Origin of the sequence: Flavobacterium sp. AJR, assembly GCF_002156885.1 — a bacterium.
Lineage (GTDB): Bacteria > Bacteroidota > Bacteroidia > Flavobacteriales > Flavobacteriaceae > Flavobacterium.
Genome location: NZ_NCWQ01000109.1, coordinates 1 through 11,432, shown reverse-complemented (window position 1 = coordinate 11,432; position 11,432 = coordinate 1). Strand labels below are relative to the sequence as shown.

General features: G+C 31.6%; 16 protein-coding genes. 15 read left to right on the top strand and 1 reads right to left on the bottom strand.

Annotated features, from left to right (window positions below; translation table 11 throughout):
* The 15 genes from B8T70_RS24135 to B8T70_RS21095 all read left to right on the top strand — a co-directional run.
* Nucleotides 1–449: hypothetical protein (locus tag B8T70_RS24135; RefSeq protein ID WP_207621554.1), on the top strand; the 449-nt coding region annotated here is incomplete at its 5' end.
* Nucleotides 450–611: 162 nt separating this feature from the next.
* Nucleotides 612–1,289, top strand: a complete 678-nt coding sequence (locus B8T70_RS21160) for an IS1 family transposase (protein ID WP_086896129.1) — start codon at nucleotides 612–614, stop codon at nucleotides 1,287–1,289.
* A 171-nt stretch (nucleotides 1,290–1,460) separates the two neighbouring features.
* Entirely contained in the window at nucleotides 1,461–2,081 is a 621-nt protein-coding gene (locus B8T70_RS21155; RefSeq protein ID WP_039116783.1) for a hypothetical protein, read from the top strand.
* Nucleotides 2,082–2,096: 15 nt separating this feature from the next.
* Nucleotides 2,097–2,297: a hypothetical protein gene (locus B8T70_RS21150; RefSeq protein ID WP_039116784.1), complete on the top strand. Its 201-nt coding sequence runs from the start codon at nucleotides 2,097–2,099 to the stop codon at nucleotides 2,295–2,297.
* Between the two features lie 11 nt (nucleotides 2,298–2,308).
* On the top strand, nucleotides 2,309–2,806 hold the full coding sequence (locus B8T70_RS21145) for a hypothetical protein (protein ID WP_039116785.1): 498 nt from the start codon (nucleotides 2,309–2,311) through the stop codon (nucleotides 2,804–2,806).
* Nucleotides 2,799–4,097 carry an RHS repeat domain-containing protein gene (locus B8T70_RS23660; RefSeq protein WP_123912141.1) on the top strand — a complete coding sequence of 433 codons (1,299 nt, stop codon included), beginning with the start codon at nucleotides 2,799–2,801 and terminating at the stop codon, nucleotides 4,095–4,097. Before B8T70_RS21145 ends, B8T70_RS23660 begins: the two co-directional genes overlap by 8 nt.
* A 2-nt stretch (nucleotides 4,098–4,099) precedes the next feature.
* Nucleotides 4,100–4,510, top strand: a complete 411-nt coding sequence (locus tag B8T70_RS21135; protein WP_086896128.1) for a hypothetical protein — start codon at nucleotides 4,100–4,102, stop codon at nucleotides 4,508–4,510.
* Nucleotides 4,511–4,665: 155 nt separating this feature from the next.
* Nucleotides 4,666–5,616 (top strand): hypothetical protein, encoded by a 951-nt coding sequence (locus B8T70_RS21130; protein ID WP_086896127.1) that lies wholly within the window; start codon nucleotides 4,666–4,668, stop codon nucleotides 5,614–5,616.
* A gap of 435 nt (nucleotides 5,617–6,051) precedes the next feature.
* Nucleotides 6,052–6,210, top strand: a complete 159-nt coding sequence (locus tag B8T70_RS23985) for a hypothetical protein (RefSeq protein WP_165572141.1) — start codon at nucleotides 6,052–6,054, stop codon at nucleotides 6,208–6,210.
* 139 nt (nucleotides 6,211–6,349) lie between these two features.
* Nucleotides 6,350–7,345: an RHS repeat-associated core domain-containing protein gene (locus B8T70_RS21120; protein ID WP_052259603.1), complete on the top strand. Its 996-nt coding sequence runs from the start codon at nucleotides 6,350–6,352 to the stop codon at nucleotides 7,343–7,345.
* Entirely contained in the window at nucleotides 7,335–7,802 is a 468-nt protein-coding gene (locus tag B8T70_RS21115; RefSeq protein WP_039116774.1) for a hypothetical protein, read from the top strand. The genes B8T70_RS21120 and B8T70_RS21115 overlap by 11 nt, the downstream gene beginning before the upstream one ends.
* A gap of 41 nt (nucleotides 7,803–7,843) precedes the next feature.
* Nucleotides 7,844–8,392 carry a hypothetical protein gene (locus B8T70_RS21110; protein WP_039116775.1) on the top strand — a complete coding sequence of 183 codons (549 nt, stop codon included), beginning with the start codon at nucleotides 7,844–7,846 and terminating at the stop codon, nucleotides 8,390–8,392.
* Between the two features lie 84 nt (nucleotides 8,393–8,476).
* Complete coding sequence (locus B8T70_RS21105) at nucleotides 8,477–9,418, top strand: hypothetical protein (protein WP_039116776.1); 942 nt, start codon at nucleotides 8,477–8,479, stop codon at nucleotides 9,416–9,418.
* A 10-nt stretch (nucleotides 9,419–9,428) separates the two neighbouring features.
* On the top strand, nucleotides 9,429–9,890 hold the full coding sequence (locus tag B8T70_RS21100; RefSeq protein ID WP_123912140.1) for a hypothetical protein: 462 nt from the start codon (nucleotides 9,429–9,431) through the stop codon (nucleotides 9,888–9,890).
* Nucleotides 9,891–10,146: 256 nt separating this feature from the next.
* A complete protein-coding gene (locus B8T70_RS21095) occupies nucleotides 10,147–10,914 on the top strand; it encodes a hypothetical protein (RefSeq protein ID WP_039116778.1) in 768 nt (255 codons plus the stop codon).
* A gap of 162 nt (nucleotides 10,915–11,076) precedes the next feature.
* Here B8T70_RS21095 and B8T70_RS23980 read toward each other — a convergent pair whose 3' ends face one another.
* A complete protein-coding gene (locus B8T70_RS23980; protein WP_039116779.1) occupies nucleotides 11,077–11,325 on the bottom strand; it encodes a hypothetical protein in 249 nt (82 codons plus the stop codon).
* Nucleotides 11,326–11,432: the final 107 nt, after the last annotated feature.

Here is an 11,432-nt window from a genome sequence, read left to right as displayed (position 1 = left end):
ATAATAATAATAATAATAATAATAATAATAATTGTTTGTTAGTTCGAAAAGTATCATGGTTAAAAATATTATTTCCACTTTTAGCGGGGATATCTATTTATTGTATCTGTTGTATTTTTTCTTGGGATGATTTTAATATTACAGTTTTCTTGTGGGTTCAGTCTATGGCTATTCTATTAATTTTTTTTACTAGATACAATGCAGTGCGACTCTATATGTATGAAGACTACATGATAGTTGAATTTTATCTTATAAAAAAAGAAATAAAAGTGAATTACAATCAGGTAAAAGAAGCGCTAATGGTTTCTAATCGATATGAAGGAATCAATATTAGGTTCAAAATAATAATTGATGATAAAAAATATACTTTCCGAATTAATAAATTCGATACTGAATTTACTGATTTTCTACAATCAAAAGTTAATTATAGGATTTCTAAAAATATTTGATAAGTTAAAGTATGTTGGTAATGGGTAATGTATCAGATGTGTTGGTGGTTAATTATTGCATCTGACATCTACAGAAAATCAGATATTTATATTAATATCGCATAAAAATTAAAACAGCCTTTGGGCTGTTTTTTAATTTTATAATGCCTTAAATCGAAAAAAATGGAGTCAAACCAGACTAGGTGTTACAGATGTGTTGGTGACATTCGAAATATGATAAAGTATGGAAAGACAAAGTCTGGTAATCAAAGATATATTTGCAGAGCATGCGGGAAAACTAGAGTTAAAAATTATGCATATCTGGCTTATAAAGGAGATATAAACCAGAATATTATTCAATTAACTAAAGAAGGTTTAGGGATAAGAAGCACAGCAAGAATATTAAAAATATCAGCTACAACATTATTAAAAAGAATTGTGTCTATTGCCAAAAACATTGTTAAGCGAAATATCACCAAAGGTAAAACTTATGAAGTTGATGAGCTGTGTACTTACATTAGACACAAGAGGAATTATATCTGGCTAGTTTATGCGCTTGAGAGAAATTCCAAAACTGTTGTAAGTTTTAATGTTGGCAAACGAACCAATAAAACGCTGAACCGTGTTCTGGAAACTTTAAAATTATCTGACGCTAAAAAGATATTTACGGACAGACTTAAAAACTATAGGTATCTGATTGATAAGAAAGTGCATTCTGTTAAGCGATTTGGTACAAATCATATAGAAAGAAAGAATTTGACACTGAGAACTCATCTGAAAAGACTCAACCGCAGGACAATTTGCTTCAGTAAAAGTTTGGTTATTTTTACTGCTGTTTTGAAGATTTATTTTTGGATTTGAGCAATAAAACAGTAAGTTTATCCTTTAAAATCATGTTCTTTAAAATTTTATATTTAACAGGTAAATACTTGTAAAAAAAATGTCGCAGACCCTTATAATTACGGATTCCAAGGTCAGGAAAAGGATGATGAGATTAAGGGTGAAGGGAATTCTTTGAATTATACTTATCGTATGCATGACCCACGTATTGGAAGATTCTTTGCAATTGACCCATTGTTTAGAAAATATCCTCACAATTCTACATATGCATTTAGTGAAAACAGGGTTATGGATGGTATAGAATTAGAAGGTGCTGAACATTTAAACATGCATGTTTACAGAGTTTTTAAAGGAGCTGGAGGTAAATATGAAATGTTTAAAGAGCGAGAATATACGACAAGAAATTATCCTAATGCTGATTGGCCAGCTACTAAATCTCAAAGTCAGTTTAATATTTATGGTACGGATGGTATGGTGAGAGCAATCTTTACTGGAGATTTGGCTAAGTTGAACATGAATAAGGCTGGGTATAATCCCAAAGAAGTGGGTAAAAAGAGTAATTGGTCTAATTATGGGAAAGCTATTAAAACGTTTAATCCAATTTATCCTGTACCAGATAAATCAATTGAGGGGTCTGGCAAATATGCTACAACTGTCAGTAATTATAAAACTGCAGTTATCGCGCCTCTGGCACTAGAAAGTGTAGGGATACAAGCAGTAACAAATTTCCAAAAAATTGAAAAAGTTGGAACGATTGTTTCTCTTGCTTTTGATGTGGATGAGATTGCTGGTGGAGGAGAAAATCATAGTTAGCTAATTGATAGCCAATTGGAGACGAAAGGACAGCAACAAGTATTTCACGCTGTTAAAGCTTTCGTTCGAGGTTTTGCACGATTCTTTTCTATTAATAGTTTAGGTAGTGCAAGTGGTGGTACAGAGGCTGTAAAAGGTTCTCTTAATGTTTTTAAAGGAACTACTGATGCTACTGGTGAGTTACAAAGTGTTAATAATGCTGAAAATAGAAAATAAAAATTAAAAAGATGAGATATACAACTTCCTATACCAACAGTTTAAATTTATTTTGGATATTATTTTTTGGATTTTCTCTTCCTCTAATACTTCTACCTGAATTGAATCATAGATATATATTGACACACACATCAATTTACTTGTCAGTATATTTTGTAATTCTCTTATATATAGCATATCTTTTTTCAGTACATTTTATATATCAAATTGAAATCATAGATAAACAAATTATTAAATCATATTTTCTAAGAAAAGAAAAGGAAATTGTAAATCTGCAACAGATTAAGTCAGTTTGTATTGCTCTCCCTTCTTCTAGAGACCCTGGGGCTGTCGGTATTACCTATTTAAATTCTGTAGATAAAGAGAAGAAAATTTGGTTTATGTGTTTGAATAGAGGTGATTTAAAACCGCTTTATGATTTTTTTATTGAGAATGAAGTGACTGTTGAAGTGGTTCCAAAAGAAAAATCGAGTGAATTAACCCGCTCTACGAAGAGTTCTAATGAATAAATTTGTTGTGAGTGCTGTGCGAATGTCTCCTGACTTTGCACCCGTAACAATAAGCAAAATCGATGGAGGCGGTATAGGAGATGTCTGTGATAATTGCCCAACAATTGCTAACCCATTACAGGAAGATGCTAATGGCAATGGTATTGGCGATGTATGCGAAGGATTAGCACAAGGCCAAGGAGAAAATGCTATACCTGCCACACCGATAACAGCATACCGTTTTGTAGGAGACAAGCAATATGAGTTTTCGAATCATTTAGGAAACGTACTTTCGGTTGTAAGTGACAGAAAATTGTTTACCGGAAGTATCTTTATGCCTGACGTTCTTAGTTATTCTGATTATTACCCTTTTGGTATGCAGGTGCCTACTAGACATTATAGTTCAAATGAATACAAATATGGGTTCGGAGGACATGAAAAAGATGATGAAATAATGGGGACAGGAAATAGTTATGATTTTGGAGGTTATATGCTCAATGTTCGCCTAGGCAGAAGAAGCCAACCCGACCCAGTTCTGAATGCATCGACTTCTCCGTATGTTGTGTTTAATAATAACCCAATTTATTTTATAGACCCAAATGGACTAGAGCCTTTTTGGCATAGAAACGCTTCAGGTACTTTAGTAGCTGATAAAGGCGATACAGCCGAAACATTAGCAAAATACAAAGGTATTTCATTACAACAAGCAAGAGCAGAGTTTAATAAAAATCATTATCCTTATGAAAGTAAAATGTCAGGAGGAGAATCTTTTTATAAATCTGAAAGCCGTGTTTCCTCAGGAGCTTATGGACCAGACAAAGACCCTGCACATGCGGCTATAGCAGCTAGTGCAGTTGCTTTACCAGTACTGGCAGTATCAGGAGGTTTAGCGGCTGGAGGAGCTTATTTATGGTCAGAAGGTGCAGCAGCATTGTCTCAAATAACTTTGGGCTCAGCAGCAACAAATGTAGTATCGAATGCAGGAGCTCAATATTTTGCAAATGGAAGAAGTGTTGGAGATATAAACGTGGTTTCATCTGTAAGTTCAATAGTCCCAGGAATTGGTCCTGCAATTTTTGGAGAAACAATTACTTGGACTCCTGATGATATTATAAATTTTAGAAGTGCTCAAACTCCAAAATCATTCAATAAATGGGCTGTTCAGGCTGGTTCAGCAGTATTGAGCAATCGTTTTGGGAAAGCGACTGATAATTATCTTCCAAGTTCAGGTTTTGGAGAAGCGATGGTCAAAGAGTATTTTAAAGGTATTATTGCAATAGGAGCTAATTCAGTTCCACAAGAAATAGAATAATTATGAAAGCTAAATCAAAAGTAGTACCCATATTAATTCTTGGGTCTTTCCTAATTTTTGTTTTATATGGACAAATAAGAAGTTATAGATATGAGAAAGAATTAAAAAAAGAAGGTAAAACAACAATTGGCAGAATCGATAGTATTGTACGATTACCAAAATGGTCTAATATGTATACATCATATTATATAGATAACAGAAGATATATTTATCATGAGAATGATTTAGATGCAGAAATTACTAAAACGGATATTGGAAAGTTTTATGAAGTAAAATATTTATCTCATTTACCCAAGGTAATTAGAGTAAATTATTCAAAACAAATAACCGATACTACGGCTGTTTTAAAAGCAGGATTTTCAAGAGAGGAAATTGAAACGGGCAATTTTACTATAGATGAACCTAAAAACTAAGTGCAACGATGAACCTTAAATAGCATCGATTTAAATAAGGAAACCTAATACTGGATATGATTCTGGTATTAGGTTTTGGCGTATGGTAGAAGTTAAGAAAGTAAAGCAGTTTTTATAAGGTCTTTGAAAAGAGTATAAGGTGTTATCCTTTTGGAATGCTTGTACCTAATAGACATGGTAGTTCAGAGCCTTACAGATATGGTTTTCAGGGGCAGGAGAAGGACGATGAGCTAAAAGGTGAAGGAAATTCGATTAACTACAAATTTAGAATGCACGACCCTAGGATTGGTAGATTCTTTGCAATTGACCCTTTAAGTGCAAAGTTTGCATGGAATAGTCCTTATGCATTTAGTGAGAATAGGGTTATTGATGGAGTTGAGTTAGAAGGAAAAGAAGTCTTGTTAGTTGGTAAAACCGTTAGTGGAGGCGCAGGAATTACAGGTAATTCTGGCGCAGGAATTGTAATTGCTCCAGATGGAATTTATGCTTACGGTAGCTATGGTTTGGGGCTTACTACAAATGTTTCCATAGCGACAGGGTTAAATCTTACCGTTTTCCCAACAATGCCTTCTGCTAAGGATGCTTCTGGTTGGGGACATACTGGAGGAGGGTCTTTCAATGCAACACTGATTGGAATACCTGGTGGTGTTTCTGTCGGACTTGCCTCTTCGGGTAAATATATGGGAGGGTATTTTTCATTTGGTTTAGGTGCAGGTCTTCTTCCTGTTTCTTTAGATTATTCATATAGTAATACTGAACTAAAACCTATATCTAATTTAGCAAAATACACTACATTATTGGAGGGTGCAAAAGAATCATTGTCAGGTCAGATTAAAAGAGCAAAGCAGACATTAACTACGATACAAAAAGATAAAAAAGAAGCCCTTACTAATATAAAAGATGCGAAAGAAAAAATTTCAAAATTCAAAACTTCAGATTATTATAAAGGTCAAAATGGAGAATTACATAAAAAATGGGCTTTAGAACAATATAACCAAGGAAATGAAGACTTGAATAAAGCTAATGCAAATCTCAAATCGACGCAAGGAGATATTAAAACTATGGAAACTGCTACGCAAATGATTAATGAAAAATTAAAGAAATAATGAATATTCGTAATCTATATATAACTTTTTTAATAGCAACATTGTTTACGGGAGTATTAATTGTTCTAAAAGTAAGATATTTCAATTATCTATCTTTAATTTATGGATTTATTTTGTATCCCATTTATATTGCTAAACTTTTAAATTTAGCTTCTAAAGTATCTTCTTATATTAAGAAAGTACATCCTGATTTCTATGAGAAACATAAAACGCTTACAAATTCTTTTGAAGGGAAAATAGTTTCACTCGATAAAAGTGAGATTTTAAAATTAAATGATAAAATAGTTCTTGATTACTATATTGAAATTAGGAAATTAATAGCGTTATTGTTTCTAACTTTCCTATTTATATTTCTTTTATCCGTCTTAATGATATTAGTATAAAGGGAGTGGACTTCACTATATCAAAGACTTTAAACAGTTCAAACAGTCCAGAATGGCTATTTGGATAAAAGAATTGGGACTAAGACAAGCACAGTATTTGGGTGGTTATCGTTACGTTACCAGTGTTCAACGATATGATTTTATAAGTATCGATGATTTAAAATTGAAGTTGGAATACAATCACCCGATGGAAAAATTTGGCTGTAACTGATATTTTAGAAAAAAACCTTATTCTTATTAAAAAATGACCGTTTGGAGATAATCCAGACGGTTTTTTTGTATATGTTTGCCTCACGTTCTTAAAAATAAAACCTGATTCAAAATAGTGTATAAGCGGTTTCCCTTTTGGTATGCAAGTACCAACCAGACATGGCTCTAGTGATTCATATCGTTACGGATTTCAAGGGCAAGAAAAGGATGATGAGATTAAAGGCGAAGGAAATTCGTTGAATTATACCTTTAGAATGCATGACCCGAGGATTGGTAGGTTTTTATCTTTAGACCCATTAAGTCCACAATATCCTCATAACTCACCTTATGCGTTTGCTGAAAACAGAGTGATTGACGGAATGGAATTAGAAGGATTAGAATTTTTAGGACATAATGAATCTCGAATAAAAATGACCTATGGTGCTGCTATGATTAATGTTGATAATCTTAATGAAGCATCATATAACATGGTTCATACGAATGTTTATGATAGTTGGGATAGATTTTTATATAGATTCCCTAAACAAGATTTAATCTATTTGGGACGTTACATATATGAAGGAACTTCCGTGAAAGACGATATTAGAATAGGATTTGTAGAACAAGACTTATCACTAGGAATTCTTGATGAAAGTGATGTTTATGGAGGAAAGAAAGAATCAATAAATCATGCTAATAAGTATAACTTTAAAAGAAATGTTGATACTCAATTGAATTATTCGAATTCAGTAAGAGCAAATAAAGCTACAATAGCTGTTGCACTAGTATCAACAAGTTTAAAATGGTACAAAAATCATTTAATAACTCAAGATGCTAATTTATTAGCAGAGCATCAGGATATACTAACAAAAAAGGTTTTGCCTGCTATCGAAAAGGCTCTAAAATCTACTCAAAAATCATATATTCCTGCAAGTATGAGAGACACAAAAAATCTTTCATTAATTGCTAATGTAATGCTATATGGAGGCGATGGTTCTCCAGAGTATACGAACGAAATTATAAAAGCAGGAATGGAAATTTATCGTGATTTAACAAAAGAAGGACAACAGGAAAAAAGAAAGATGGATGCGACAACAAAAAAGATTAAATTAAAAGAAACAACAGAAACTAAAAAAGATAATACCAATGTTAAATAGTAAAAACCATATAGTTCAATCTTTGAAATGTTTAATTGTTGGTATTCTAATATTAACATCATCTTGTCAATCTAAAAAAGATATAATTTCTGAAAAAATTATTGGTAATTGGGCTATTGATGAGTTTGAAATAAAAAATAAAGATTGCAAAGATGATTTGTTAATAAATTATTTTAGTTTTCGAGAAGGATTCTTCTCAATCCCAGAAATCTATAAATATCCTGCAGAAGATGAGGAAGACAATACGAGGTGGAATGTTCAAATTGATAGTATTGGAAACATTAAGCTTATTATGATTTGTGAAAATCCCATCTTTAAAAATTCATATCAAGTCCGATTTTTTAAAAATTATGATAGGAAAAGCTTAGGAATTGAATTAAAATCCAACACAACTCGCATAGTGGCGTATAAAGCTTTACAAAGTTTTGATTACAATGGAGTAGGCTGGGAAGAGTAATATTAAAATGAATCAGAGAAATCTGAAAAAAGAAAAAATAAATGGAGAATAAAAGACATGAAACTCGTGTTGATATAAAAAAAAATGATAAAGCAATTTTAAAGTTTGGTTTTGGATTTACAGCTTTTGTGTCACTTTCGGCAACTGTAGGTTTTGTATTTATAGGGATTTCACAGATTAAAGAAGATACGCTTTTTTCCTTATTGTTTTTCTCATTGGCTTTTTTTTTATATATAGTAGCAAAAAGGTATATAGCAAGTGCTTTCTACAGTGAATATGTCATAGTAAATAATAAAACATTAAAAGTTGTTTATAAAAGTTTGGGAAAATTCAAAGAAACAGAGTTCGGATTAGAAAAAATAATACATATAAAATACATAGGCGAAGAAAACTTCACAAAGCACCCATTAGATAATGAAACAATGGATTATATTGGATTTGGGACAGCTGAAAAAGAAATGCAATATATAATAAGTGCGGGAACTATAGAAATTAAAACCGATGAAACTCAACTAAGATTTGGGAAAAATATCCCTTCTTGGGAAGCAGAAAGAGTTATTTCCGCTATTAAAGCGATAGTTAAATTATAAAAAAAATACAAGTATGGCTTCCAAGGACAGGAAAAGGACGATGAGATTAAAGGGGAAGGAAATTCGTTGAATTATACCTTTAGGATGCATGACCCGAGAATTGGTAGGTTCTTATCTTTAGACCCACTTACTAGACTTTACCCTCATAACTCTCCGTATGCTTTTTCTGAAAATAGAGTCATTGATGGAATGGAGTTGGAAGGGCTTGAGTATTTAAGTTTTCATGAAGCAAGGGTTGAATTCACATCAGGAAGACTTCAAATAAAACTGGAAAATTTTAATGACAATTTTCAAAAAACTTACAAACAAAGTAATCCTACATTAGCATATAACAGTACCTCCTCAGAAAGTGTCTTTGGTTTAACAGGAGGCTACAATAACGCAGACAATCTTACTGCTAATAGTGATGGAACCTGGACAGATAGTAATTACCAAGTTAATAAAGATGTACGTCGTAATAAAGGAAATGGACAGATTGATGGAAGGCAGAAATTTGGAAGTAAAAGCTTTGTTTCGAACTCGTCATTTGGTAAAACCTACGAACCTACGCCAATTCCAGCAAAAGCAAAAGCAATGGGTATTTTCGTTATTTATGATTTGTATAAGGGAGTTCAGGATTTTATAGATACAAAAGCGATGGTAGACGACAAAGTTGCTCTTGATAAACAGATGCGTTCATGGGAAATTAAGGATAGTTGGAGTGGAGAAGTATTGAATTCTAATAATTCTGTTGTGGGTCAAGTTTTAAAAAATTTGCAGTATGCTGTTAAAACTGGGATTATCAAAAAAGAAAATATAAATGTTAAAGATATGACCGATATTGCAAACATTGTAATGTTTGGTGGTAATGGAAATGAATCTAAGAATATAGGGGAAACAGCTGAGAAAATTATTAATGAAGTTTCTTCTTCTGTTGCTAAATTTAGATTGTTAAATTCAAAAGCTCAGACTGAACAAATTGAGAAGGTTAATAGCTGGTCAGCTCCAAGTGAAAATTCAAGTTCATCGCAATCTCCTAAAAAGTAATATGAAAGATATGAAAAAGGTATTACTATTTATTTTGTTCTTTATAACTGTTTCTTGCAGTACGAATCGGAAAAAATATTTTGATATGGTAAAGGGAAGATGGTTCATTGAGCAATTTTATTATAAAAATGAGGATTTAACATTAAAGAGGTATGATGAGATTGGCTTTGAAAATTTTAATCATTCATGGATAATTACAAGCGAAACTAGGGAAGGCAGGTTTGTCTCATCTGATTATGAAATTTTTAAGCATTCAGACTCATTAAAACTGAATATTAAAAATTGTGAGGAAAAGAGATTTGACGGTACTTACAATATGTATATTGATACAATTCAAGACACTGGAGAGTCTTATATTATACAACTAATTTTGGATAAGGAGGATACCTATATTCAGGCTGTTCGCTCTAAATTAAAGTATTATTCATACGGGGAATATCAAGAAAGTTTAAAAAATAAAGTTAAGGAATAGATATGTAAAACCTAATACTGGCTTTGATTCTGGTATTAGGTTTTATAAAAGAAAAAGCCATCGATTTGATGGCTTAATCATTTTTCTCTTATAGATTTTCATATGAGAAAGATAGCATCTATCTTTATTTGGATTCAAAAAACGCTCATTTAATTTCAACAAAAGGGTTTCGTTAAAGAAGATTTTGAGTATAGACATGCTATATGTTTTAGTAAGAGAAGTATAGGATTTAATTAATATTTAAAAAAAAATAAGAATGCCAACCATAGGAATTATTATAAGTGTATTACTATTATTAGGATGGCTTATATTATTTATAAGATTAATGATATTAAGTATAAATGAACAAAAAGAAACAAAGAAAAAAAATGTTGATTCATTTTTATATGACCCTAAAACTGGAACAAAATTTTTAATTGAACAGGCTGATGAAAAAGTAGATACTTATGATGCATATAAAATAAAATCAAACGAAGAATTAGAAAATTTTGATGATGATGAAAGGATTATCGAAGAAATCTCTAACTATTTAAAAAAATCAAATTATAAGATTACGAAAATAGATAAAGCTCAAATATCATGTCTTAAAAAGACGATAATTTTGTCCAAGTACTCAAATTGGGATTATAAAATATCATTTAAATTTGTCCAAAACAATTTGTTATTTTTTCCAAAAGTTGATTTAAATACAAATTCGAGATATTCATTTTCTAGCTATCAGATTATGTTTTGGTTAGAAGTACCCAATATTAATGGATATTATTTTTTAAAACCTCTTGAATTCCACGAAAAAATATTGAATTTATTTAGTAAAAAAAGTACAATAAATGTCGATGGCTTTGCAATTTTTGAATTGAAACAAAGTCATAATATTCATTTATTAAAGTCTATTTTAGAAATATTTAAAAATGAAAAAAATATTGAAATAGAAATTAAAAATGACAACCTTTTTGTGAAAACGAATAATAAACCTAGTTTGACAGATTTTGAAATGTTACTAAACAAAGTAAAAAAGATTTGTTAGGAGTTCCTATTTAAAGAATAAATTTGTTATTTGCACTGTAAACACCTCCTGATTTCCCCCTGCTGGCGCGAGCATTAGGTAACGCAGGTGCTAGTGCGATGCGTCCCGCTCGTGCCCCAACAATAAGCCATAGAGTATATCTATAAAAATAAGAAAGTATTCTTATGGTGATGGCGATGTATGAGATAATTGTCCTACGATTGCCAATCCTGGACAGGAAGATGCTAATAAAAATGGTATAGGCGATGGGTGTGAAGGTCTTGCACAAGGTAAAGGAGAAAATACCACGCCAGGTACACCAGCAACCGCATATCGTTTTGTAGGAGACAAACAATATGAGTTGTCAAACCATTTAGGAAATGTTTTATCTGTTATTTCAGATAGAAAATTGATAGGTGGAAATAATTTCATGCCAGACGTTCTTAGTTATTCTGATTATTACCCTTTTGGAATGCTTGTTCCTACAAGACATGGTAATACCAACGAGTACAGATATGGTTTTAATGGAAAAGAAAAAG